Source organism: Ornithinibacillus bavariensis, from assembly GCF_018333235.1.
Taxonomy (GTDB): Bacteria; Bacillota; Bacilli; order Bacillales; family Amphibacillaceae; genus Ornithinibacillus; species Ornithinibacillus bavariensis.
In genome coordinates this window covers 497818-522678 of record NZ_BORP01000001.1, presented here as the reverse complement: position 1 = coordinate 522678, position 24861 = coordinate 497818, and the positions used below count along the sequence as shown (strand labels likewise).

Genomic DNA, 24861 nt, shown 5'->3' with positions numbered 1-24861 from the left:
GATTTGCCTTGTAAGATTCTAGACGATGCTTATAGAACAAAAAAAGTGTGATCCAAAAGAATCACACTTGCTCGAGTTGTTTCATTTTTAAGCTGAACCTTCCATAAAGGCTAACGAACGGCTAGGAAGTTTTTTACCGAGTTTGTTTTGAATAAATATAGAGGCTTCCTGAATCTTTTTATCCTGGATACCTGTTTTAATTCCTAACCCATGCAGTAAATAAAGTACATCATTTGTAGCCACATTCCCTGCTGCTCCGGGTGCATAAGGGCAACCACCTAAACCGCCAATCGCTGTATCAAACCTTGTAATTCCATAGTTAAGCGATGTCATAATATTAGCTATCGCCATACCTCTTGTATCGTGAAAATGTAAAATGATTTTATCTTTAGGAAAACGTTTTAAAATCTCATCAAGTAAGCTTTCAACCTGTGATGGAACCGCTGACCCAATTGTATCACCTAAGGAGATATCATCAACCCCATCTTCTATTAGCCGGTCAAAGACTCGAATAACCTGTTCTGGAGAAATGCTTCCTTCATATGGACAATCAAAAACGGTTGAAACATAGCCGGTTACTTTCTTCCCTTCTTCTTTTGCAGCGACAATAACCTCTTTAAGTACCGGAAATGTCTGATCAATTGTCTTGTTAATATTTTTCATATTATGGGTCTCACTTGCTGACATAAAAACTGACGCACGATCTATCCCGGCTTCGATTGCATTTTCAAGTCCCTTCATATTAGGTACAAGAGCAGAGTATCGTACACTTGGATTTCGTTTAATACGTTTTCCAACCTCTTTGGCATCCGCTAGGGCAGGAATCCATTTGGGATTAACGAAGGACGAATATTCAATTTCCGTTACACCAGTATTTGAGAGCATATCAATCCAGGCTACTTTATCTTCTGTTGAAATGAATTTCTTCTCATTTTGTAATCCATCACGTGGTCCAACTTCCTTTAGCTGAACAAAATCTGGTCTATTCTCCATGATCTTCCCTCCTGTAAGGCCATTATTTGAGAAGCCTATTGAATGCGCTTACGTTATCATTGTGAAAAAGTTCTATTATATAATATGCTTGTAATATTGAACGGTTTTCTTAAACGTCAATTCAATTTAGTATCGTTACATTCAACTTTGTTGAATATAGTTTAACGAAGTGTTGCTTCCCTGTCAACAATGAAAATATTTCTTAACTACGTATTGGTTTTGTAACCTGTGCAATCCTTACCCGAATATAGTAATATGGAAAAGTAAAAAACAAATTTATCTTATTATGCTGGCCAAACAGCTAACAACTAGTAAATTTATTTTTGGACTTTAATTTGGAAAGGGAATCATCTATGACAATAAAAGAAGAAGTTGCTAAACGAAAAACATTTGCAATTATCTCCCACCCAGATGCTGGGAAAACAACTTTAACAGAAAAATTATTACTATATGGAAACTTAATCCGCACTGCTGGGACAGTTAAGGGGAAAAAATCAGGGAAGTTTGCAACTTCCGATTGGATGGAAATTGAAAAGCAACGTGGTATATCAGTAACCTCCAGTGTGATGAATTTTCCTTATAAGGATTTTCAGGTCAATATCTTGGATACCCCTGGACATGAAGATTTTAGTGAAGACACTTACCGTACTTTAACCGCTGTTGATAGTGTAGTTATGATAATTGATTCTGTAAAAGGTATTGAGGCTCAGACTATAAAACTATTTAAGGTGTGCCGAATGAGAGGAATTCCTATTTTTACATTTATTAATAAGCTCGACCGTGAAGGGAAAGAACCTCTTGAATTATTGGAGGAAATTGAACAGGTACTAGAAATAGAAACATATCCAATGAATTGGCCAGCTGGTATGGGAAAACGTTTTTTAGGTATTTTTGACCGACATAAAGAGCAATTTATTAAATTCAATGGGAATGAAGAAGAGACCCATATTCCTTATACGAGCTTAAATACATCTGCTTATGAAAACTTGGTTTCCAAATCAGAATTTAAAGCAGCCAAGGACGAACTTGAGCTACTTGATGAGGCTGGCGATCAATTTTCTTTAGATGCTGTTCTAAACGGTGAGCAAACACCAGTATTCTTTGGAAGTGCATTAGCTCCATTTGGTGTCCATGACTTTTTCGATACATTTATCAACTTTGCACCATCTCCGAAACCACGGAAAACAACTGAAGGAATAGTAGCTCCCGAGTCAGAAGAATTCTCAGGGTTTATATTTAAGATTCAGGCGAATATGAATCCAGCTCACCGAGACAGAATTGCATTTGTTAGGGTGTGCTCTGGGAAGTTTGAGCGTGGGATGAGTGTTAAACTATCACGAACTAAAAAAATATTTAAACTTTCCCAATCACAACAAATTGTTGCTTCCTCTAGAGATACAATTGATGAGGCATACGCTGGAGACATAATTGGCATTTATGACCCAAATGTTTATCAAATAGGTGATACGCTTTTAGAAGGAAAAGCAGATTTCGAATTTGATGAGTTACCAAAGTTTCCACCAGAAATCTTTAAAAAAGTAATGGCAAAAAATGTTATGAAATCGAAGCAATTTAAAAAGGGAATTGATCAATTAGTCCAAGAAGGAGCGATTCAATTATATAAAGATAAACGTACAGAATCGTATATTTTGGGTGCTGTTGGAGAGCTTCAGTTCGAAGTATTCAAATATCGTATGGAAAATGAGTACAATGTAGAAGTATTATTTGAAACAATTGGGGAACGCATACCACGTTGGCTAAAAACAGAACAAGTCAAAGAATCTCTATTTGATGATAGGAATATATTAGTTCGTGATCGCGACGATAATTATTTAGTGCTATTTCGGAATGAATTTGCTTTAAATTGGTTTAAGGATAATCATAAGCACATCGAGTTAATTGATTTATTTGAGGTTAACTCCTATGGTCAAATCTAATCAAAAAAATGGAGCTTAAATTATTGCTCCATTTTTTTGTTTTGGTTAAATTGATATTAAAATACCTTTCAAAAATAACATACTGTTTTTTTAGTCCCTATAGAATACTACCTTATACGAATTCCAAGTATATTATCTGTTTCATTCTGTAAATATATGTAAACATGTTGGTGGTATTGGTTTTCGGATGAAGGAGGTAGTTTTGAGAGATAATACAGTTGGAGGTGTTATGATGGATAACAATGAATATCGTGAATATCGTACCGGACAAGGTGTGCCAGTTTCGGGTTCATATATTTGTCAATCCGGTAAGCGCACCAAGCTAAGGAAGGATGATACCTTTCCAGCCTGTCCTGATAGTGGGAATGAAACATTTTGGAAGCATGATACTTTACCATCATAAAATAAAGAGGCTGGGACATAACAAAGAGATTTATTCTAAAAACGAACAATGGCCAAATTAGCTTCGGAAATATACGTAGACTCCTGCGGGAGGAGAGGCATCGGTGAGACCCCGGAGTGCGTAGCACGAGGAGGCTCACCAGCCGCCCGCGGAACGCGAAGTATATTTCCGAAGCGAGTTTACGCTGTAACTATATGAATTGTTCGATTTTTATTTTCAAATAAATTCTTTTGTCCCAGCCTCTTTATCATTCATTTATAGCCTAAATCAGAACCATCCATTACATCTCTCGCCCATTTGATTGCTTGCTGATATAGGTCGTTGAATTTTTCTATTCTTAAGTCTAATTCCTGTAATAAGCTACCCATTTCCTCCCATTTCCCTTTTTCTGCTGCACAAACCAAGTTAGTAATTGGAGTAAGGGATGTCTCTTGCCCACCTATAGTAGCTAGAATTTCTTGGTCTAAAGGTAACTTCTCTAATATTTGCTCCTTTGGTTGTTTGAATATCGTCTCCACTAATGAAAGTAAACCTGTTAAGAAAAAGCTTGAGCTTTCACTCCTCCTACCAATGTTCATCGATACCAGTTCATTTGCTTTCGCTCTAGTTAAGCTAAGTTTAATGATTTCAAGCATAATTTGCTCGGATTTTTCCAGGTGATCTTGAAATGATAGCACATATACCCATTTTTTCAATTCTATAAGTCCAAGTAAAACAATTGCCTGTTTAATAGATTTAATCTTATTTAATAGTCCGATAGCAGGCGAATTAAGCAGCCTAAGTAGCTTATAAGATAAGGATACATCCGATTCAATTATTTTAGTTATTCTTTCAATTTCTGGTTCATCCTTAGATAACTCTGATACTATCATATATAAATTATGATTTAATAATGGAATATCACGCGACGAAAGGATGGTTGGTTTACTAAAATAATACCCTTGAAAATATGTATATCCATCCTTTAAACACTGTTTATATTCTTCGATAGTCTCTACTTTTTCAGCTAAAAATATAACATTATGATTATTTAACCGCTTCATGATTTTTAACTGTTCTAAACGACTTGTTTTTTGAATATCAATTTTTATTATGTCTACTAAGCTTATTAGCTGTTGAAAATTTTGATGACTATCATTCCATTCAAAGTCATCAAGTGCAATTTTATAGCCCTGCGCTTTTAACAATTTACAACTTTCAATAACTTCTTTAGTCGGTTTTACAGTCTCTAATACTTCAACCACCATCAGCTCTGGTTTAAGGAAGGATGGTAATGTGCCAGTTAATAAATTTTCCGTGAAGTTAATAAAAAACGGTTTCCCCTCAGATAAATCTTCGACCCCAATTTGCAGTATACTGTTAATCACTTCTGAGGTAGCAACATCGCTGTCAGTATGGGAATATTTATTAACGTGGTTATTATTTCGATACAAAAGTTCATATCCATATATTTCTTGATTTTTGGTTAATATTGGTTGTCTAGCAACAAAAACTTCCACAATACCACCTCAAAATTTCCTTTGGTAAGTAAAATAATACCACAAAAATTACAAATAAAGACGAAATTCGATAAAATTTTCATTTTTTACTACAAACAATTCATAACTAATGGGAATAGCTTTGGATTAACCAAATAAAACTTTCATTTAATTACAATGTGGTCTATTGCTAGCAATCTGTATCCGCAATTTCTCTACCTCTCTATTTCTTAAATTTATAGTTTTTCCTTTTTACTTTTTCATTGATTATCCTCCTAAGGTCAAATTTTTCTTCGCAATTACTTGAATGAATTATTTTAAATAAGGTGAAATATTATCTATAACATTTTGTAAGTTTTGTGCTTGTTTCTCATACATTTGCTTTGCTTCTTGATTTTCTGTTTGTAGAGAAAAGCTTTCCAAATCTGCCTGCAGTTTTTTTAACGTAGACGCTACTAAGGGACGTGGCTTAACTACTTCTAGCTTGAGATCATCTGAATAGAGGTCTACATAAACATTTCCCATTGAATCCACTTGTGATAGGAATACATCCTCAAAATCTTCAGCTCCTTGAGCTTGGATTTCACCTAATAGCCATTCTTTTGTATACCCTAGTTTTTGTAGACTTTTTTCCATAACTTTGCCATCAGAGATAACAATTGTAGGGCCGTGATCCCTTTCGACTATTGTCCCTAATGTACGTGGAGTAATTGGTAGTTCTTCTGATTTTTTTAAAACACTTAATTGCCCATTTGTTTCAAAAACGGCCATCTCAACATCTGCAATATTGAAAATGTTTTTTTCTCGTAGCATTACCATTAATTCTCTAACCGCCAATTGATTTTTTTTAAGGTTTTTTTCTAAAATTTTACCATTTTCAATGACAACATCTGACTTACCGTCTGTTATTCGCATGATTACAGGTGACTTCAATCCTAACATTCCAATTATAATTGGGATGATGCCCCATATAACCAAGGATACTAATCCATTCGTTATTTTTATGTTTTGGTCTACAGCCATACTTGCAGCGATAGACCCAATAGTTATTCCCACACAATAATCAAAAAAGGTAAGCTGGGATACTTGCTTCTTTCCCATAATTCTCGCCATAACTAGAAGAAGTATAAAAGCAATTATAGATCGAATGATAGTAATTAAATATTCTGGCATACGTTTTACCCCCTACTAAATACCCCAAAAGTGTGTAAACATTTGTTAGTATTGGACAATCTAGAAATAACATACGAAAAACGGAGGGTAACTATGCTCAAAAGGATTTTTATTTTATGTAGCCTACTCTTATGCATTACTGCTTGTAATGATCCCATTGCTGGGCAGCCTTTTTTCGATCGAATTACCGCAATGGAAAAATCAATTAAAGAAGAAGAGTGGGAGATTTCTAAAAAACAATGGAAAGAATTTAACAGTCATTATAAGGACAATACATGGAAGCTACAGCTGATTGGCGATGAAAATGAATATGAGGGGGTGCATGAAAGTTTATTGAGACTAGAAGCAGCCATAAATCAGCATGATTCTACACAAGCTCTAATAGAACTCGCCAACATAAAAGCCTATCTGGAGCAAATTTATTCTATGTGACTCATTTAAAAGAACCAATTAGATTCATGGTAATCATCTAATTGGTTCTTTTGATGCGATAGTTTTGTTGTTGTTAAGATTTTTCTTTACCATCCCTAAATCGAACAAAACGTTCTAACTTATTCAATTCAAAAAATAACTCAATAATACTATTAGAGATAGGAAAAACGGTAGCCCACTTTGAGAATTCGGCACCTTGTAATTCTTCAATTAAATTATTTATAGTTACTTGCATCGCCGCTTTCGTCTCTTTTTGAAGGTCCTTATCTAATATGACTTTATTTTCATATAACAGGATAATATTTTCACTATACGTATTTATTTCCAAAACCAACTTTTTAATTAAATATGATTTATTACCTGGTAACATGTCAATCTCGTTAATGTTCTTTTCCAACTGTCTAATCAATGTGTGTTTTTTACTAAGCACTTGAATCATATGCTTATATATAATAATGTTACGAAAGAAATTCCATCGATTACGGATAAATAAACGATTTCGTTCATCCGAAATAATTTCATAATAATTTTTTGCTTCACTAATACGTTTTTCAATCTCTCGGTCTTCAGCTCGCATTTGTGGAATGCTTAACGTTTTATTGGAAACCACACGCAACAAGAAATTAGTTCGATCAAGCGTATTTTTAATCATATTAAATAGTATTTTTTTATGGTCTGGTGGCATTATCAATGCATTAATTATGAATGCTGCCAAAACACCTATAGCAACGAGTGATAAGCGTTCTATTATATACAGATAATTAATTCCATGATCACCGCTAAGCATCATAGTAATAATGGTTAAAACAGTTAAGCTAACAGTCTTATTTAGTCCTAGTCGGATATTAATTGCGATGGAAATGATGACAATTGCCCCTACAGATAGTGGATGATTCCCAAGTAAAAAATAGCCAGCCAATGCAAAGGTGATACCGATACTATTGGATATAACTACTTCTTTTATATAGGTATAGGATCGCATAATAGATGGTTGCATTGCCAGCACTGCTGCTATTGCCGCCACAATTTCTAAATCTAGGTTTAACAAATCCGTTACTAATAATGTTAGCGCTACAGCAAGACCTGTCTTGACCATTCTTGGGCCAATATTGAACTCCATTTTTTGCACCTCAAGTACTTATAATAAATTACTTTAGAATTTAAGGATAGACTTATTATAGTGTTCACTTCAATAATTTTCAATGAATACTCCTATTTAACCTCTCGACAAAAACAATATTGTATAAAATTAGTTAGAAGATGGGGTGAATATATAGATGCAATAAAATAAAAAGGTGTAGAAGCACATCTGCTCCTACACCTTCATAGTTAATGGTAATTAGTTCTTTCCATTACCTTTGCCTTTGCCATTATTGTTTCCTTTTCCATTACCATTACCTTTATCGTTACCTTTGCCGTTATTTCCGTTTCCATCGGTAATATATAGCTTACCCGCCGCTTTTGCACGAGTTTCATTACCGAAATCATCTTTGGCAATTAATTCGATTTCTGCACCATTTGCTTGAACACCACTAGGTACTGTCCAGTATGCAACATAATGTCCTGCAGTTGTCTCCACAAATGGTAACTCTGTTACATTAGACGACTGAATGTTCGTTAATGGTAAATGAACTGCAAAGGAAGCGTCAAGTCCAGCCTCACTATCAAATGAAATTAATACTGTTTGTCCTGCCTTCAGATGCTTATCTTCATTTGGCGTTATATTTGTGATTTCTGGAGCGGTAAAGTCTGCAAATACAGTTACAACTTTAGTAGTTGTATTTCCTGCTCCATCTGTTGCTACTACTTCAATGACATTTTCCCCTTGATCAAGTAGGATACGTTTTGAGAATGTACCAGATTCGGGTTCAACAGATGCCTGCTGCCCATTAACTGTTACTGTGGAAAGATTAGTATCACTAACGGTACCTTGAACTGTAATCGTTTCACGATTTGTACGGTCACCATCCTTAATATTTGCAATGTTTAGTTCTGGTGCTATCGTATCTAGTGTTACAGTAACTGTCTCCGATTCTGTCGCCTCTTCACCATTAACATACGTAACAGCTTGAAGCGTATTTTCACCCTCAGCTAGCTCGATGTCAATGTTGAATTGTCCATCCTCACCAATATCAGCTGTTCCAACCTCTTCCCCGTTATTCAGTAAACTTATAGAAGTAGTTGGCGAAGCAGTTCCATGAACCGATACAGCAGCCTCATTCGTAAGAGTTCCATTCACAGGGTCAGTAATTGTAGGCTTTGCAACACCATATGCTACCCTAGCTCGAATCATGTAGTTACCTTCGTCAGCAGGAGAAGGCTCCCAAGCTCCACCGACCAGTTGATAGCTTCTCTTTGCATTTGGTCCATTTTCATCTGTCGCTAATCCAGGGGAATTTGGATAAGGAACCGTTTGAATATAAACCATATAGAAGTCACCATCAACTTGAATATTATGTTCTCTTAAATCAACTACAGTCCATTGATTTAGATCACGAATTGCTTCGGCATTAATTGGGCCTGCAAGTTTCTTACCAGGTAGTCCATTTTCACCAGCACTCCATACCTCTACTGCAAAAGGAGTAGCTCCTGGAGATGGCCAATCTGTACCATGGAATTGGAAGACCCCTTCCGTTACAATTGCTTGCTTTTGTCCTTCTGGAAGTGACATCTTAACTGCCCAACCATTGCCGGCATCGTAGAAGGCACGTGCATTTTCTGCAGTTCCATCATCATAACCAATCTCTCCACCTGGTACAGTGAAGAACGGTTCTAAAGCAATATCTAATGACTTATCTTGATCAAATGTAACTTCAATTTCTTGTCCTACGTAATCTTCTGCAAGAACTTTCAATGTATAGGATCCCTCGTAAGCTGTAATGGAAAAGCTTCCATTTTCATCTGTTTGAACTGGATTTACATTCGAATCCTCGACCAGAAGTACTGTTGCTCCAGCAATAGGGTTACCAGACTTTTGACTTGTTACAACACCAGTTACAGTTGCTTTTGGTAATTCTTCTAATACAAAATTAGCTGTCGCTACTTCGTCCGCTCCAACGGTTACTGCTTGCTGCTTTGCACGGTATCCATATGTTTCAGCAACTAACGTATACGAACCAGCTGGAATTACCATAGAATATGATCCGTCCTGCGGGTTAGTTCCCACAGAGCGACCAGTCTCTAATACTGATACAGTTGCATCTAGTGGAATACCACTAACTTTATTCTCTTGTTTTTCAACAGCATGTTCTTTATCTTTAGATGGTTTAGCAACATTTTTCTTGGAAGAAGCATTTGCTTCTTTTTCTAAAGCTGCTTCCTTCTCTTTTTCTGCCTTTTCATCATTTGTAACAATTTTCTTATCTGCTGGGTTCTTAGCTAGATTTAATGATGTATCCGATAAAACGACATCATCTATATACCATCCAGCTTTTGCCACACTACCATCAGAGTAAGCAAAGAATCCAACATATATCGTTTGACCAGCATATGCAGATAAATCAACCTCTGCATCCTTCCAGCCAGCTGAATCACCGTTAAACTGTGCTAAATTGGTCCAATTAACCATATCTGTGGAAACCACCACACGTCCATAATCATATGCTGTTCCAGTAGAAGACTGTTCAAAAATATGCCAGTCCTTAAATTGTAGATATGCTCCATCCTCAGGAACACTCACACCCGGCATAACTAAAGTTCCATTCATATTGGATGGATAATCTCCAGCAAGATTAGTAGCATATACGTTTTCACCGGAAACAGCACCATTTGGTCCAGAGGTAGGTGCACCTAATTCCCATACATTCTTGCTACCAATTAATGTCCAGCCTTCTGGGTTATTCTCAAAGTCCTCCGAATATCCAACAGTAATCCCTTCCGTTAGAGCCACAACATACTCTTCGCTTTCAACAGTATTACGTGCATAATCGCGCACGACCCACTTATATGTGAAAGAATCACCACTTACATGTTCAGCAGGAACAATTACCGCGAACGTCCCTTCTGTTTCATTTCCAGAACTCAACTCTGCCTCAAGCTCTTGCCATTCGCCATCACTATTTAAGAAATGAAGTGTTGCTCCACCAATTCTTAAATCATCTTGAACATCTACACTTAAGCTAAGTGCCATGTTTTTATATGCTTGGCCTGGAGCAGAATGTTCGAAAGTCGGTGCAACAGCATCTTGATTGTACATAGAGTCTTCCGTTAGGGCAACATCATCTATATACCAACCAGGTCTTGTTACACTTCCATCGGAGTAAGTATGGAATCCGACATATAGACGTTGACCAGCATAATCTGATAAGTCAAACTCCTTACTTAACCAACCTTCAGAAGCTCCGACAAATCGTTCTAGGGTTGTCCAATTTTCCATGTCATTCGAAATGACTAATTCACCGTAGTCCCAAGCTGTTCCGGAAGTACTGTATTCAAAGCTGTGCCAGCTCTTAAATTGCAGATAGGATTCGCCTTCTGCAACATCGATTGGTGGCATGATTAGGGATGCATTCATACTACTACTATAGTCACCAGCTAAGTTTGTCGCATAAACGTTTTCACCAGAATATGCTTCGTTAGGTCCAGAAGTTGGTACTCCCCATTCCCACACATTATTGGTTCCCGTTTTTTGCCATCCCATTGGCTTCGACTCGAAGTCATCAAAGTAGCCATTTGTAATCCCTGCCTTAATGTCAACTTGATATGAGTCACTAACTACTTCGTTATTTCCAAAATCATTAATTACCCAGTTATAAGTGAATGTACCTACTTCTAGTGCTTCACCAGGAATTACTACTTGATATTCTCCCGATTTGAAGTTTCCAGACTTACGTGTTGCATCCAATGTCTGGTCACCATACTGTAACTGTACAGACGTTACACTAACATTATCACTCACTTGAATATTTAGTTCTAGATCAAGTCCAGAGTAAGCTTCAGATGGAGCCGCATGTTCAAAGACTGGTGCCTCTGTATCTTCTCCATCCATGGTTACTTGACCTTGCACCTTAGCTAAACCGTCAGCAATAGAAGAAACCGCTGCAAAAGCATCTATCAATCCATATCCATATCCATGGTTAGGGCTATCTGGATATTGACTGTCTGTTCTTGGTACAGCAGTATCTATGATGATTTGCTCAATCTGATCCACCTCTAAACTCTGGTTCGCTGACTTTAATAAAGCTACTACACCAGCAACTGCAGGCGTTGCCATTGAGGTACCATTTGCACTTGCATATCCGCCTCCCGGATAGGAAGATCGAACTGCAACACCAGGTGCTGAGATATCAGGCTTAATCTCTCCATATGGTGATGGACCTCTTAATGAAAAACTAGCAAGCATATCATTAGAATCTGTTGCTCCGACAGCAAATGATTCCGGATAGTTTGAAGGTGATGCTACAGATCCTGGTCCTCCTGGATTTGTTAGTGTTGTATTACCTGCCGCAAATGCAGGGAAAATATCCGCTGCACGCCAAGCTATAACCGTAGGTAAATACCATTCATCGATACCACGGCCACCACCCCATGAGTTGTTGACAACATCTGGAGCCTTGGATGTATCTCCACCAGGAGCCATAATCCATTCTGCTGCAGCAAGTAAATCATCATCATATGCACCATTAGCAGTAAATGCTTGTACAGCAATCCACTTTGCACCTGGTGCAACCCCAACTTGGTTAGAACCACTTGGCTCACTACCAACCATTGTTCCCATCGTATGTGTTCCGTGCCCATCAATGTCATAAGGTGTAGTTCGTCCATTTACTGGGTCGTAGAAGCTATACGTATGGTCTACTTGGCCGGTTGCAGAATTGTAGCCACGATATTTTTCTTTTAAGGCAGGGTGTTCCCACTCTACACCAGTATCAATATTTGCTACGACCACACCTGCACCGTCAACTCCCAATCCCCAAACATCCGGAGCATTGACACGATCTACGTTCCACTCAATACTTTGAGTACCGACTTTAGGAGTTTCTTGCACTTCTAGTCCCTTAAATAACTGACGCTTTTCGTTTGGTAAAATTTTTTCTACCTCAGGAAAAGTTGCTAACTTCTCTGCAATTTCCTTTGTTGCTGTAACGGCCATACCGTTAACTATATAGAACGATTTAATATCCTCTGCATTTCCCTTTTCAGCTTCTGCTTCAAGAAAACTAGTAACCTTCCGTTGTGATTCTATAGCTACTGATTTCAATTCAGAAATAACAGCAGACCGTTGGGCAATTTCTTGATTGAAGGCCGATAGACTTGCCTTTTTAGCATTTGCCCTCGCTTCTTTTGCAACCTTCATTGGGTCTGCTTGTTCTTTAAATTTGATTAAGAAGGTGACTTTTTCGTTTTTAGAAAATGAATCTAGCAGACTTTGATTCACTTTTGCCTGAATCAATTCCTTAGAATCTACTAAGGAGGTGTGAGGTGTTCCTTTTGATTCGGCACCTGCAAAGGCAGGAGTGAATAACGAGAAAATCATCAAGATGATCGCAATAACACTAAATCTTCTTGCTTGTTTTCTTCTTTTCAAAACTATTCCTCCCCATCACAAATATTTTCAATGAATGATAACACACTATCCTCCTTTCAATAAGAATAGATAATATGCCAGGTTGAAGGTAAGGAATCTAGTTGTTAAGGTAACTATAAAACATTAACATTGGAGAATCCTGTCGATTTATGTCCATTTTTTCTGAATATTTAAAAATGAATATTTATACCCATTTCATTCTCTTTAAAAACTATGAAAAAAGTTATATACAGATTTCTAAAACAATAGTTTTTATTATAATATCAATATAATTGTGAATAATTCTTTTTCACTACTATGGAGCTTTCCTAGTTTTGGAAAGAAAAATAATCATATAGTAATGCGTTTTATTGTATTAATATGCAATATAGACATCAATCTACTTGCTTCAACATTTTACTTGGGGAAAATCACAACAATAGACTTAGTATTATTTCTGTTACCTTGTACTATTTTCCTATTTTAACGATAACACGGTTTCGCTCTAGTAATTTCCTATTTCTAGGGTATGTGATTGGAATGAGCCACTTTATAAAGACAAAAAAAGAAAAAGTTCTAATTGGAACTTTTTCCTTCTAAATCATTATACAGATTATTAATTTTATAATTTAAAAATAATACCCATTAAAGAATATATGATAATCGTCATAAACATGATCGACATATATAAAAGCGAGAATAAGAATAGTGATTTAGCCCATTTATTGGAGTCTTCTGGTTGATAACTTGTGATGCTTAAAATCAACCAAAGTCCGCCTAAAAGTAATCCTACTAACATCAGACCAATACTTAATGTACCTAATAGAAAGCTAGCTAAAATCATAATGATAAGATAAAAATTAGTCTGTAGGTAGGTCCTTCTAATTCCTTTGACAACCGGCAACATTGGCACATTCGCTGCCTTGTAATCATCATGCCTTCTAATCGCTATTGCATAAAAGTGCGGCATTTGCCAAAGAATAGCAATCACAAATAATCCTAATAGCGCTGGATGTACTATATTTGGTTCGATTGCTGCCCAACCGATAAGTGGTGGTACAGCACCAGACAAGCTACCTATTTCCGTATTGTAAATCGTTCTACGCTTTGACCACATGGTATATGGGACAACATATAAGAAAAGACCTAAAAACCCTAAAAATGCAGCTAACCATGTCGTAAATGCTAATGCTCCTACCCCAATAATCATCATGATAATCCCTAACCAAAGGGTAGTTTTAAAACCAATTTCTCCTGTTACAGTAGGTCTAACTTTTGTCCTTTCCATGATTGCATCTATATCTCGATCATATAAATTATTAAATGCCCCGGCCGATGCAATGATTAGTGCAGTACCAATAACAGCCAAAATCATTTCAGGAATTTTTTCTGTTAACCCATATCCATATGTAAACATAGCCAAGGTTAAGCCAGCAAACATTGGTATTAAATTCGACACAACAATTCCTGTTTTAACTGTATTTTTCAATATATGCTTTACTTCTTGATAGTTTTTCATGTTACGTCATAAATTCCCTTCTAACATTCCTAATAAAAAAAAGCTCCATCAACTTATATACTTTTTCTATTGTATCATTTTTTTCACATGAATTCCCAATTAATTAGTACTATTTGTTGAACGTAATTATTTATAATGAGATTTTCTGACTTTCTAAATCTAAATAACTCAACTACCGGAAAGCTATAAAGAACATAGAAAAAGAGCAAGAGTGTCTGGAATTATCAGCTAGTTACTCAATTGAGAATGATGTTGTGGACCGGGGCATATGATACTACTAGTAATAAAACTACCACTATTCCACTACAACGATTTCTCCATACTGAAGAATGCTTTTCCTCAAACATTCTCTCATCATACTGCTTGCTAAAGCTTTGCGATTAATTACATGAACAGCAATCTGAATATGCTTAGACCTACAAATTCAATCATAAGTTCACCTTGCCTACTAGTCAAAAAACACTTCCTTATTAGGCCACCTTAAGAAATTAAATAACATTTTAATTTGTGTAGACGTATTTCTCGCCTCCGACAATTCGGGGATATCCTCCTCCGAAAAGAAACCGATTTGACTAGTCTCTAACCCTATTTTCGGGTGTCCACCTATAATCTCACATTGGATAAAAATTTTATAAACATGATAGGCAGAAGGCGGATGGGGATGACACTTTTTGTCTAGAACTCCTAACATTTTTACTGCTCTAACATCATATCCAGACTCTTCCTTTACTTCTTTAATAGCAACTTCACTTGGCGAAAGTCCAATATCTGCCCACCCACCAGGTAAAGCCCACTTATTGTCCGTATTTTCCTTTACCATTAATAGCCTTCTATTGTGAAAAACCACTGCACGAATATCTACCTTTGGCGTAGCATACCCAGTTTCATTGGCAAACAGATTTCTAATTATTTCCTTGTCCAATGTCGTTCGTTCTGCTAACATCTCGATACTAATTTTTCGTATCTCTTCAAACCTTTCCAAATCATATTTATCCTTTGAGTATGTTAAACCAGCCTGGGCAATTGCCTGTAACTCTTTTGCCCACTTAAGCCAATTAGGTTCCATGATAATCCTCCGCTACCTTTTTATAATAGATTAGTGTCGCCTTATCATTTATTTCCTTAGATATTCCAGTGCTGACATAACCCATTTTTTCATACAAGTAACAATTTCTCTCTTCCTCTTGAATCGTAGCTAGTTGCCAAACCTTCGAGTTATGAAACATAGATTCTAATTCTATTAAGACGGCTTGTCCAATTCCCTTCCCATGATATTCAGGCAAAATAAACATTGGACTTATCCACTCATATCCATCTCGATGAGAAATACAAATGGCACCTACTATTTGCTGATCTAGTATTATCTTATAAAAGCCACCATTCCGATTCAAAATCCTCTCCATTACTCTTTCAATCGTTTCGTTTGCAGGATTAACATCGTAGTCCTGATACTTTTCTAATAATGGCATAAATGCTCTCCTTTGCATATTCAATATTATTTCTGCGTCCTCAACCGTTGCTTTTATTAAAGATAGATGCATTTATTCCCGCTCCAATCTATTAAAAAATGTCCACTGCTTCTTTCGGAAGCTCTCTCACTCTCTTTAAGTATCTTGTCATGTTCCTATCTTCTTCATAAAGATATTTAAAGGATAAGCTTTCAGAAACTTCTATCGCTATTAATCGAAATAGTTCACATGCGACAAAAAGCGCCTCCCAAGTTTCTTCATATTCTCCATTAGCGTAAGTACTACGATACATATCCCAATATGGCTTTGGTAAGTAGTTTTCAAAATACTTCCCCATCTTCCCGGGCGAAATTTGGAAATCATGCTGTATTCCAATCCACCAAGAAACTAGTTGATTAATTCTTGGACGAATTGCCGCTTCAAACATCTCCTTTGCATATGGTAGCTCCTCTCTCCATATACCTTTAGCTACGTTCTGCGTACACCACCAAAAATCATTACACGCGCTAAAATATTCTGCTTCTATTGGCATCGTAATCCAGTAATCTTTATCTGATGCATTCGGAATTGGTGGTAAACAGTCATCCTTATCAAGTAAGGGCATCGTTAAGCTATCCCCTTTATAGGTACGTAACATATAGTCTTTCGTTTGGATATGTAGATCAATACGATTCCCATCCGAAAAAAGCATTAAATAACCGTAATTCTGGCTTAAATCCACAGTTTCGCCTATTTCCTTATCCATTTTTTCAGGCTCCTGTACCATTAGTAGCTCACCAAATACGCTAATCCATGGTGCATTATGAATAAATGGTTCCGTCTCTTTCACCACATACACAATATCAAAATCTTGAAATATATCTTTTGGCACATTTGGGTTTGTTCTTGAGCCATTCATATATACTGCGCGGATTCGTTCATCATTTTTTGCTACATCTAAAATTAGATCAAGCATCTCTTTTTCCGTTCTCATCTTAATACTCCTTTTAAGCTTCTTTGAAATACCCTTTCTTTACAGGGTGTAATACCGCTACCGTAATGATTATAGCTACTACTAACATACAAATTGATAGAATAATAATCGTTAGTCGAAGTGGAATTAATTCAGCTACAGCTCCCACTAATAAAACAAATATAATCTGTACACTGCTTTGGAAAAGCTGGAAAATACTCGTTATTCTTCCCATCTTATCCACGGGAATATTATTCTGATAAAATGTGACGATTCCAGTATTTAAGAAAGTGTTAAAAAAACCTAGAATAACAAAACCCGTAGCAATTGATAAAAAAGACCAAGAAAAAGCATAAATTAAATAACCTATTGTTTGCATGATAATACCTGTAATAATTAATAGTCTTATCGAAATACCTTTTGTAAAGATTGACACCAAGAATGCACCAACTATTGCTCCAATACCAGTAATACTAATTAACATACTATAATCCATTTCAGTTAACCCAACAACAAGTTGCGTAAATACAACTTCTTGCGTATCCATGGCAAATGTAAAAATAGTAGTTGCCAAAAAGGAAATATAGACAAATGCCACATAACTATTTTCCCTCATAAAAGTTATGCTTACAGTAAAATCATCCTTTATTTGCTTAAACGATAGCTTGGGTGCAGTATTTTTCTCAAAATTGTCTGTTTCAGGTAGTAAAAGCAATAGAATCGCAGCTAGTAAGAATGCAACTGAATTAATCACCAATGTAATATTGACATTAGTAACGAGAATCAATGCCCCAGCTATTGCAGGTCCCATAATGAAAGCACCAGAAGATGTTAATGAATTTATAGAATTAAAACGCTTTCTAATCTCTTTAGGAATTAATTGTGTTGTATATGTCATGGAGGAAGGTTGGAAGAATGACTGGGCAACACTTAAGAAAACTAAAATGAGATAAATTAACCAAATACTTGGTGAAAAAGGAATGCAAAATACCAAAAAAGCACGGAAAATATAAGTTATAATCATAATCTTGCGCTTACTTCGATAATCTATAAAGCTCCCTGTCCAAAACTTGGTTAACAAATTAACCATCGGTCCAATTACCCACAAACCCGCAACCGCTGCGGCTGAACCAGTCATCTGAAATACTAGGATGTTTATTGCGACTAAATAAATAAAATCTCCAACTCTAGCCAATCCAACGGAGGTTAACAATCGAATAGGATTTTTCCAACTAATAATTATATTATCCACGCTAGTACCCTCACTATAATTCTGACTTTTAAAAATTCTGTTAATCTATTTTATCATGACTTATCCATCAAGATAATAACTATTTATGATAAAGCAGGAATTCTATACTAACTATCGAAATATAAATAGAATAATTATTTACTATTACTAGGAGGCTTAACATCATGTGGTATTCCATCTCTAAAAATTCATAACTAACAAAGAAAGGATTTTATATATGAAAAAAGCCCTATTAGTTATTGATGTTCAATACGGAATTGTAAATTTTCGTGACTTTAAAGAAGAATTATTCTTAATAGAGAGTATAATTCAAAATTGTAAAAGCAAAAAAGAACCTGTTATATTCGTTCAACATTTCGATCAACATGAAGAAAGCCAACTTCATAGGTATTCTGAAGGCTCACAAATCGTTTCCAATCTAAAAGAATATGCAGATTACATTATTGAGAAGGAAACTCCTAGTGCATTTTTTCAAACCAATCTTGCTACCTTACTTGAAGAACTAGGTGTAGAGCATCTTTTCATTACTGGATTTAATACAGAGTTTTGTTGTATGTTCACAGCAATTTCTGCTTATGATCGTGGATATAAGGTTACATTTATTGAAGATGCTACAGGAACTGTAAATACGGATGAAACCTATGAAATGAGAGGTTTAGATATAAGAGATTTTGTAGGAACCGTTTTACATTGGTCTGATGTAATCGAGGTACAGGATTTTGAAGAATATGAAGAAATGTATAAATAACTAGAAAGAAGGTCCCTTTTATTACAATGAGGGACCTCTCTACTATAACTTTGATCATAGCAAACTATTAAATAATAGAGTTAATTAACGTAATAATCTTCGAATAAATTCCAACCAATTTGGGAGTTCGTCCCCTTTTACAAATCCAAACACCGCACAACCAATAAGTAATAGTAGAAACCAAAATAAAAAGTTTTTATAAAATGGGGATCTTTTTTGTTCACTTTCCATTTGCTACTCTCCCTTCAACTTAATCCATTTAATAACTACATATTAATCCATTTAATAACTACATAATTATTTCGACACTTCTTTTCCATTTCCTTTTAATTTTTCTAACTTTTCTTCACCATAACTACTAAATAGCCATAATTCTATAACTAAAAAAATCCAAAGTCGATTTTCCGACTCTGGATGTCTTTATTCAGCCTCCACTACTTGCTTCATCGCTTTCATTCTACCTAAAATTTCTGCCTCACGATGCGCCAGCATTATTAACAAGTCACCGTGTGTTTCCACATGCCCATAAGGAACCTTAAACTTTACATTTGATTTCCAGAAAAACTCATCAAAGTTATTAATACGATTTTGTTGGTCCTCTAAATCATTTATTAGCTGTTCTAGTGATGGTGCTTTTATTGTCCATTCGGACGAAAGAATATCCGAACTAAATAATTGGGCATATTCCTCAGGAAGTTTTCGAGATTGTTTACTAACAAATAACAATTTCTCATCCATAAATAAAGTGTTACCAATATACCAACGAATCGTATTGTCAAAGTAATTTGTTTTCTTGTCCAAAGCTTCTTCATCTAACTCACTTAAAAACGTTAATAGGGATGTTCGTGTTAAATTAAATTGTTTTAATACAGACATTCTATATCCTCCTATACAATCATCCTTCTAGTATAAAGGAATCCTTAGATAAAAAAAAGAGATGTGGCTTTTGTCTAGTAAACAAAAGCACACATCTCTATTACTGTATGGTTACTTTAAGTTTTTTTACTCCCCATTTTAATGCTTTTGCTTGGGAGGATACAAATACATCTATTCTATTGCCCTTTATAGCTGAACCAACGTCACCTGCTATCGCATAGCCATAACCCTCTACATAAACCACTGATCCTAGTGGGATAACAGATGGGTCAACAGCAATAACTTTGGCATTTGGATTAGCTTTTAAGTTTATTCCTGTTTTTGTTACACCAGAGCACCCTTCACAGCTTGCAGTATATGCAGTAGCGGTAACAGTAATGGTTTTACCCTTTACACTCTTGATTGGTTGGCCAGTTCCACTTGACTTTTGTTCCAGTTCTCTTGCTTTTCTAGCTTCTTCAGCAGCAATACTTGCCTTTACATCTGATTCCACTTTTGCAAGGTTACTATCCTTTGACTTCAATTCGTTAATGTTGGTTAGTAAATCGGATTGTTTTTTCTCAAGTTTATGCTTACTATTCTCATTTGCTTGTTTTTTCCCCTGAATAGCAGCAAGATTTTCTTCTTGCTCTTTTCTCATTTCATTTAATTGATCAAGCTTATTTAGAGACTCAAGCTTCTTTTCTTCCACTGTTTTTATATCTGAATCTAATTGATCGATTAGTTCACTATCTGAGTCTGTAATAGTACTTACTATGGCGGCTCGGCTAATAAAGTCCGTAAAGCTTTGCGCTCCAAATAAAACCTCTAGATAGCTTATAGAACCACCCGTTTTTTGGTAGGAAGACATCCTTTTTTCCAGGATATCCTGACGCTTTTTAATATCATCCTGAAGCTCCGCGATTTCCTGCTGAAGCTTCCCAATTTCTTGAACAGTACCTTGTATTTTATTATCAGTCTGATCAATCACTTCTTGTTTTTGAGAAATTTCCTCGTTTACACGTTGAATTTCCTCATTTAAATCGTCTATTTCAGCCATTACATCTGCAATTTTTGCTTGCGCACCTGACAGATTGTTTTTTATATCTTGACGTTGCTTCTGAATATCTTGTAGATCATCCTTCGAATCTGCAAAAACTTGAACACTATTTATTGTACTACCAAATAGTACGGTAACAGCGAAGGTAATTGCGGTTAGTTTTCTCAAGCTTTCCCCTGCTTTCCTCTTATTCTCGTAGTATCTCTTTCTCTTTATTTGAAAATCTACTATGAAGAGTATATCATTACTAGATTTCATCAACTTTAGAGCAACTTTACATTTCTGTATCATAACTTAGTACCTAGCTCTCAAGCCGGTGTTTATTATTGGAAAATTATGATTTATGAATTGAAATAGGGGGAAATAAGGAGATATAGGATATTTCTACAAAAAGGAAGGATTGATCTCTTTAGACCAATCCTTGTTCTTGCTTTTAAAATCAAGAAGCATCAACTGCGTCATCTTTTACTTCCTGTGGAACTTCTATCTTATCAATTGTGTTGATTTTTTTATAGGTTGATTTCACATTTTGGATAATAGAAATCTCTTCGCCTTCAACATTCATTGTCATTTCCATAACGAGATTATATTTCTTCAAGTCGTATGTTTTGTTGTCCAAAACCATCTCAACAGATAATTTTTTAATATCCATCTCTTCTAATAGTGTTGATAAATCACCAATTTCATTTGTAATATCCTCTGGAAGGTATTCCTCTAACATTTGCTGCGTAAGCTTTTTAAAATCCTCACCATCAGCAGTTAGCTTGAATATAAACTCATTATCCTTTTCTTCAAATTCAAGATCCTGAATATAGTCTTCTACCATCTTAAGTTGTTCTGTGACATTTGGTTGATCCGCCGTTAATGTTTCTATAGGTATTAATGAACTATCAGCCTTTATCCATTGATTCGTGAGTGACTCAAACACATACATTTCATCATCCACAAGATAAATCTCTGTATCCATATTAAGTGACTCCTCGCCCTCTAAGGACATAGCCATTTTACCCTTTTGGTGCATTGCTAATGGCTCTAATACCACAGAACCTTCCATATCGCTTTCAATAGTTACTTTCCCCTCATTTGCCATTGATATTTCTTGATTCAAAACTGTACTAACTTCTGCACTTTCCATTTTCTCCGCTGCCTCTAATGCCCTTGTATAGACTTCCTCTGCACTTTCGCTACATGCAGCAAGAGTAAACGAAGTAAAAACGAAAGCAATTCCTACTAACCATTTCTTCAAATAATTCATCCCCTTAATAGATAGTCAACAGTATTACGTCAACTATCTTACGAAGGTTTCGAAAAAAGTCGATATGACAATTTTTGATTCGAAAGTACCATTTCATAAGAGGTTTCTGTTGAGTATAAAGGGTCCTTTTTACTATTTCAAAAACATAATAAGAGGAAGGTATACTTCGAATGAAGCTTTCCTTCCTCATAGTTATGGGATGTCCGCAATATTTTGCTGTGCCTCTTGTACTTGCTGTCGGACATCATGTAATTCCTCAAAAGCCTGTTGGAACTGTGGATTCTCAGTTGCTTCGACTCCAGCTTGATTTTGAACATTTTTTAACTCATTCTCTGCTTGTTTAAGTAAGCTATACGCATGCTCTAACACATGTAGATTCTGACCCTGAGCTTGTATTACAGCCTCTTGGGCATCATTCACCATTTCACTTACCCGTTGTAGCTTTTCATGTAAATTAACCTGTGGCAAAATGTCTACCTCCTAAAATCATATAAAACACTACTTTTATTGTTCCAACCTATCCAGCAATTATGTAGTATTCAAGAGGGATGGTAATTTTATATAGAAAAAATGACCATTGCCTTATCGGCAAGGTCACTTTTCTACTTTTCTGGAGGTATGATACAACCCTCATCAGTGCATACCATATTGGATTCATCTTCAACGAGACTCTGCAATTTTGGCTTTGGCGCTTCTTCTTCCCATACCTGATTTAAAGCACTCAAAAACAGTTCCGTTGGTTGAGCGCCTGAAATAGCATACTTTTGGTTAATAACGAAAAATGGTACCCCAGTTGCTCCAAATGCTTGAGCTTGCATCTCTTCATTACGAACCTCTGTTGCGAATCGGTCTGTATCCTTTAAAACGGATAAAGTCATTTCTCTATCTAATCCTACAGATTCTGCTATCTCCAATAATGTATCATGATTACTGATTAACTTAGCTTCAACAAAATAAGCATGAAGAAGGCTTTCCGTAATCTCTTTCTCTTTTCCGACAGTACTTGCATATTTTGCTAGTCGATGTGCATCAAATGTATTTGTCGGTTTCATACCATCAAAATCATAGTCTAAACCAACTGTCTTAGCTTGCTGGCCCACATTCTCATTAGCTTGTCTCGCCTCATCTAAACTCATTCCATACTTATTTGCTAATGCTTCGTGAATAGATTTACCTGAGTAAATTGCAGCATTCGGATCAAGTTCAAAGCTCCTATATTCTAACTCAACCTTATCACGATAGGGAAATTGCTCTAGAGCATGTTCTAAACGACGTTTTCCTATATAACAAAATGGACATACAAAATCTGACCATATTTCTATTTTCATGCGTACACCTCTTTTTTAGTTATCTGCTATATTGTTGCATAAGTTATGGTTGAAGACAAACCTCATGCTTCATTTCAAAATGCAGCATGAATAGCAAAGCGTAGAGTTCGTTCTATATTAACTGATGAGCATACCATTTATGCCCTTTAAAACGAATATAGAAGATAAGACTACGAACTCCCCATTCAAGAATCATCGCTATCCATACTCCTATGATTCCATAGCCCAATGTAATACCAAAGATATACCCAAGTACAACACGTACAATCCACATCGTAAATAAAGAGGTTACAGAAGTAAATTTAGAGTCACCAGCTGCACGTAATGCCGCCGGTAATAAGAAGCTAAACGACCATAAAATCGGATGAAAAACTGCACTCAATAAAACCATAATGAAAATAGTACCTATGATTTCTACAGGTGGATTAAACATTTTCATCATTAATGGGAATAGCGGCAAAAAGATAATTGCCGAAACCACAAAGAAAATGGCTGAAAGTCCTAAAAACGATTTAATAAACTTCCTAGCATCTTCTATGTCTCTTCTTCCTATACATTGTCCTACTACTGTAACGATTGCAATACAAAGGGAATTAGGCCCGATTTGATAAAGCCAAGCAATTGAATTTGCAATAGCATATGACGTTAAGGAATAGGTACCTAAGAAAACAATAAACGTTTGCGTTAATAATTTACCACCATTAAAAAATAGTTGCTCCGCAGCAAATGGCATTCCGATATACATGATCTTCTTTTGAATAGAAAGATCAATATGCAATGCCTGTTTCAGACGCAGTCGAATCGTTTCATTAAATCTCACCAAATAAACAACGGATGCGATCATCCCTAATGTTCTAGAGACAATAACAGAAATAACTAATCCAACAATTCCCAGATTTAATATCGTTATTAAAAATAGATTCAAGAGAACATTTGTTAGGTTCATAAACAATGATAGTCCAAGTACTGGTTTCGTATCACCTGTTCCACGAAGACCACCACACACCGCTTGGTAAATACCTATCAATGGATAGGATATGGCACTACCTATCAGATATAGCTTTGCATTGGCTAACACATCCGCTTCAGCATTTCCAAATAGAAGATGAATCGTTGGCGAATGAAATACAATGACAAATACACTTAATAATAAGGATAGAATAGTAACAGCGGAAACAGCCTGTGCAGCTGTTTTCGAGACCATTTCCATATTTTTAGTTCCCTTATACTGTGCTACAATAACAGTTCCACCTGTTGCAACTGCAATAAAGACATTTACAAGGAATATATTAAGGGAATCTACCATACTTACAGCGCTAACAGCCGCAACCCCTGATGAACTTATCATGGCTGTATTAAGCATACTCATAAATATTAAGAATGCTTGATCAACAAAAATAGGGATAAAGATGGTTATAATTTCTTTATAACTCATCGATTTCCCTGATAAGTGCTTACTCATTAACGAAGTGAGTTGTTGCTTCATATTTAATTTTGTACTT

Annotated in this window: 21 protein-coding genes; 4 read left to right on the top strand and 17 right to left on the bottom strand. The window is 35.8% G+C overall.

The window, feature by feature from the left end:
* Positions 1–87: 87 nt before the first annotated feature.
* On the bottom strand, positions 88–993 hold the full coding sequence (locus KI338_RS02660) for a hydroxymethylglutaryl-CoA lyase (protein ID WP_212919413.1): 906 nt from the start codon (positions 991–993) through the stop codon (positions 88–90).
* 353 nt (positions 994–1346) lie between these two features.
* Here KI338_RS02660 and KI338_RS02655 point away from each other — a divergent pair, with 353 nt between their 5' ends.
* Both KI338_RS02655 and KI338_RS02650 read left to right on the top strand, forming a co-directional pair.
* Positions 1347–2930 carry a peptide chain release factor 3 gene (locus KI338_RS02655; RefSeq protein WP_212919412.1) on the top strand — a complete coding sequence of 528 codons (1584 nt, stop codon included), beginning with the start codon at positions 1347–1349 and terminating at the stop codon, positions 2928–2930.
* Between the two features lie 202 nt (positions 2931–3132).
* Positions 3133–3333: a hypothetical protein gene (locus KI338_RS02650; RefSeq protein ID WP_212920069.1), complete on the top strand. Its 201-nt coding sequence runs from the start codon at positions 3133–3135 to the stop codon at positions 3331–3333.
* Between the two features lie 251 nt (positions 3334–3584).
* Here KI338_RS02650 and KI338_RS02645 read toward each other — a convergent pair whose 3' ends face one another.
* Entirely contained in the window at positions 3585–4832 is a 1248-nt protein-coding gene (locus KI338_RS02645; RefSeq protein WP_212919411.1) for an EAL and HDOD domain-containing protein, read from the bottom strand.
* 291 nt (positions 4833–5123) lie between these two features.
* Positions 5124–5984 (bottom strand): DUF421 domain-containing protein, encoded by an 861-nt coding sequence (locus KI338_RS02640; protein WP_212919410.1) that lies wholly within the window; start codon positions 5982–5984, stop codon positions 5124–5126.
* Positions 5985–6077: 93 nt separating this feature from the next.
* Between KI338_RS02640 and KI338_RS02635 the strand changes: the two genes are divergently transcribed.
* Positions 6078–6416, top strand: a complete 339-nt coding sequence (locus KI338_RS02635) for a DUF4363 family protein (RefSeq protein ID WP_212919409.1) — start codon at positions 6078–6080, stop codon at positions 6414–6416.
* Positions 6417–6489: 73 nt separating this feature from the next.
* Here the strand turns inward: KI338_RS02635 and KI338_RS02630 are convergent, their stop codons facing one another.
* The 7 genes from KI338_RS02630 to KI338_RS02595 all read right to left on the bottom strand — a co-directional run bounded on the left by KI338_RS02630 (position 6490) and on the right by KI338_RS02595 (position 18113).
* Complete coding sequence (locus KI338_RS02630) at positions 6490–7536, bottom strand: FUSC family protein (protein WP_212919408.1); 1047 nt, start codon at positions 7534–7536, stop codon at positions 6490–6492.
* A 219-nt stretch (positions 7537–7755) separates the two neighbouring features.
* The gene (locus KI338_RS17665) at positions 7756–12942 is read right to left on the bottom strand and encodes a S8 family peptidase (RefSeq protein WP_244853301.1); all 5187 of its coding nucleotides are present in this window, start codon (positions 12940–12942) and stop codon (positions 7756–7758) included.
* Between the two features lie 601 nt (positions 12943–13543).
* Positions 13544–14440, bottom strand: coding sequence for a heme o synthase (gene cyoE / locus KI338_RS02615; RefSeq protein ID WP_212919407.1), 897 nt, complete (start codon positions 14438–14440; stop codon positions 13544–13546).
* A gap of 448 nt (positions 14441–14888) precedes the next feature.
* Positions 14889–15506, bottom strand: coding sequence for an NUDIX hydrolase (locus KI338_RS02610; RefSeq protein WP_212919406.1), 618 nt, complete (start codon positions 15504–15506; stop codon positions 14889–14891).
* Positions 15496–15981 (bottom strand): GNAT family N-acetyltransferase, encoded by a 486-nt coding sequence (locus KI338_RS02605; protein ID WP_212919405.1) that lies wholly within the window; start codon positions 15979–15981, stop codon positions 15496–15498. The genes KI338_RS02610 and KI338_RS02605 overlap by 11 nt, the downstream gene beginning before the upstream one ends.
* Positions 15982–16000: 19 nt before the next feature.
* Positions 16001–16882 carry an aminoglycoside 6-adenylyltransferase gene (locus KI338_RS02600; protein WP_212919404.1) on the bottom strand — a complete coding sequence of 294 codons (882 nt, stop codon included), beginning with the start codon at positions 16880–16882 and terminating at the stop codon, positions 16001–16003.
* 13 nt (positions 16883–16895) lie between these two features.
* Positions 16896–18113 (bottom strand): MFS transporter, encoded by a 1218-nt coding sequence (locus KI338_RS02595; protein ID WP_212919403.1) that lies wholly within the window; start codon positions 18111–18113, stop codon positions 16896–16898.
* Positions 18114–18330: 217 nt separating this feature from the next.
* On the opposite strand from KI338_RS02595, the gene KI338_RS02590 reads away from it, so the two are divergent.
* Complete coding sequence (locus KI338_RS02590) at positions 18331–18861, top strand: cysteine hydrolase family protein (RefSeq protein ID WP_212919402.1); 531 nt, start codon at positions 18331–18333, stop codon at positions 18859–18861.
* Positions 18862–18945: 84 nt separating this feature from the next.
* Here the strand turns inward: KI338_RS02590 and KI338_RS02585 are convergent, their stop codons facing one another.
* From KI338_RS02585 to KI338_RS02555, 7 genes are all read right to left on the bottom strand, one after another.
* On the bottom strand, positions 18946–19092 hold the full coding sequence (locus KI338_RS02585; protein WP_212919401.1) for a hypothetical protein: 147 nt from the start codon (positions 19090–19092) through the stop codon (positions 18946–18948).
* Positions 19093–19281: 189 nt separating this feature from the next.
* Positions 19282–19737, bottom strand: coding sequence for a DinB family protein (locus KI338_RS02580; protein ID WP_212919400.1), 456 nt, complete (start codon positions 19735–19737; stop codon positions 19282–19284).
* 100 nt (positions 19738–19837) lie between these two features.
* Complete coding sequence (locus KI338_RS02575) at positions 19838–20944, bottom strand: PcsB-like coiled-coil domain-containing protein (protein WP_212919399.1); 1107 nt, start codon at positions 20942–20944, stop codon at positions 19838–19840.
* Between the two features lie 271 nt (positions 20945–21215).
* Positions 21216–22022, bottom strand: a complete 807-nt coding sequence (locus KI338_RS02570; protein ID WP_212919398.1) for a DUF6612 family protein — start codon at positions 22020–22022, stop codon at positions 21216–21218.
* Between the two features lie 201 nt (positions 22023–22223).
* Complete coding sequence (locus KI338_RS02565; RefSeq protein WP_212919397.1) at positions 22224–22499, bottom strand: hypothetical protein; 276 nt, start codon at positions 22497–22499, stop codon at positions 22224–22226.
* A 134-nt stretch (positions 22500–22633) separates the two neighbouring features.
* On the bottom strand, positions 22634–23359 hold the full coding sequence (locus tag KI338_RS02560; RefSeq protein ID WP_212919396.1) for a DsbA family oxidoreductase: 726 nt from the start codon (positions 23357–23359) through the stop codon (positions 22634–22636).
* 112 nt (positions 23360–23471) lie between these two features.
* Positions 23472–24845 carry an MATE family efflux transporter gene (locus KI338_RS02555; protein ID WP_212920028.1) on the bottom strand — a complete coding sequence of 458 codons (1374 nt, stop codon included), beginning with the start codon at positions 24843–24845 and terminating at the stop codon, positions 23472–23474.
* Positions 24846–24861: the final 16 nt, after the last annotated feature.

Excerpts from the sequence above, each read along its gene's own strand:
- KI338_RS02660 (WP_212919413.1), bottom strand. The coding sequence starts at position 993 with ATGGAGAATAGACCAGATTTTGTTCAGCTAAAGGAAGTTGGACCACGT.
- KI338_RS02630 (WP_212919408.1), bottom strand. The coding sequence starts at position 7,536 with ATGGAGTTCAATATTGGCCCAAGAATGGTCAAGACAGGTCTTGCTGTA.
- KI338_RS02605 (WP_212919405.1), bottom strand. The coding sequence starts at position 15,981 with ATGCATCTATCTTTAATAAAAGCAACGGTTGAGGACGCAGAAATAATA.
- KI338_RS02635 (WP_212919409.1), top strand. The coding sequence starts at position 6,078 with ATGCTCAAAAGGATTTTTATTTTATGTAGCCTACTCTTATGCATTACT.
- cyoE (WP_212919407.1), bottom strand. The coding sequence starts at position 14,440 with ATGAAAAACTATCAAGAAGTAAAGCATATATTGAAAAATACAGTTAAA.
- KI338_RS02580 (WP_212919400.1), bottom strand. The coding sequence starts at position 19,737 with ATGTCTGTATTAAAACAATTTAATTTAACACGAACATCCCTATTAACG.
- KI338_RS02555 (WP_212920028.1), bottom strand. The coding sequence starts at position 24,845 with ATGAAGCAACAACTCACTTCGTTAATGAGTAAGCACTTATCAGGGAAA.
- KI338_RS02600 (WP_212919404.1), bottom strand. The coding sequence starts at position 16,882 with ATGAGAACGGAAAAAGAGATGCTTGATCTAATTTTAGATGTAGCAAAA.
- KI338_RS02610 (WP_212919406.1), bottom strand. The coding sequence starts at position 15,506 with ATGGAACCTAATTGGCTTAAGTGGGCAAAAGAGTTACAGGCAATTGCC.
- KI338_RS02640 (WP_212919410.1), bottom strand. The coding sequence starts at position 5,984 with ATGCCAGAATATTTAATTACTATCATTCGATCTATAATTGCTTTTATA.
- KI338_RS02560 (WP_212919396.1), bottom strand. The coding sequence starts at position 23,359 with ATGAAAATAGAAATATGGTCAGATTTTGTATGTCCATTTTGTTATATA.
- KI338_RS02655 (WP_212919412.1), top strand. The coding sequence starts at position 1,347 with ATGACAATAAAAGAAGAAGTTGCTAAACGAAAAACATTTGCAATTATC.
- KI338_RS02585 (WP_212919401.1), bottom strand. The coding sequence starts at position 19,092 with ATGGAAAGTGAACAAAAAAGATCCCCATTTTATAAAAACTTTTTATTT.
- KI338_RS02590 (WP_212919402.1), top strand. The coding sequence starts at position 18,331 with ATGAAAAAAGCCCTATTAGTTATTGATGTTCAATACGGAATTGTAAAT.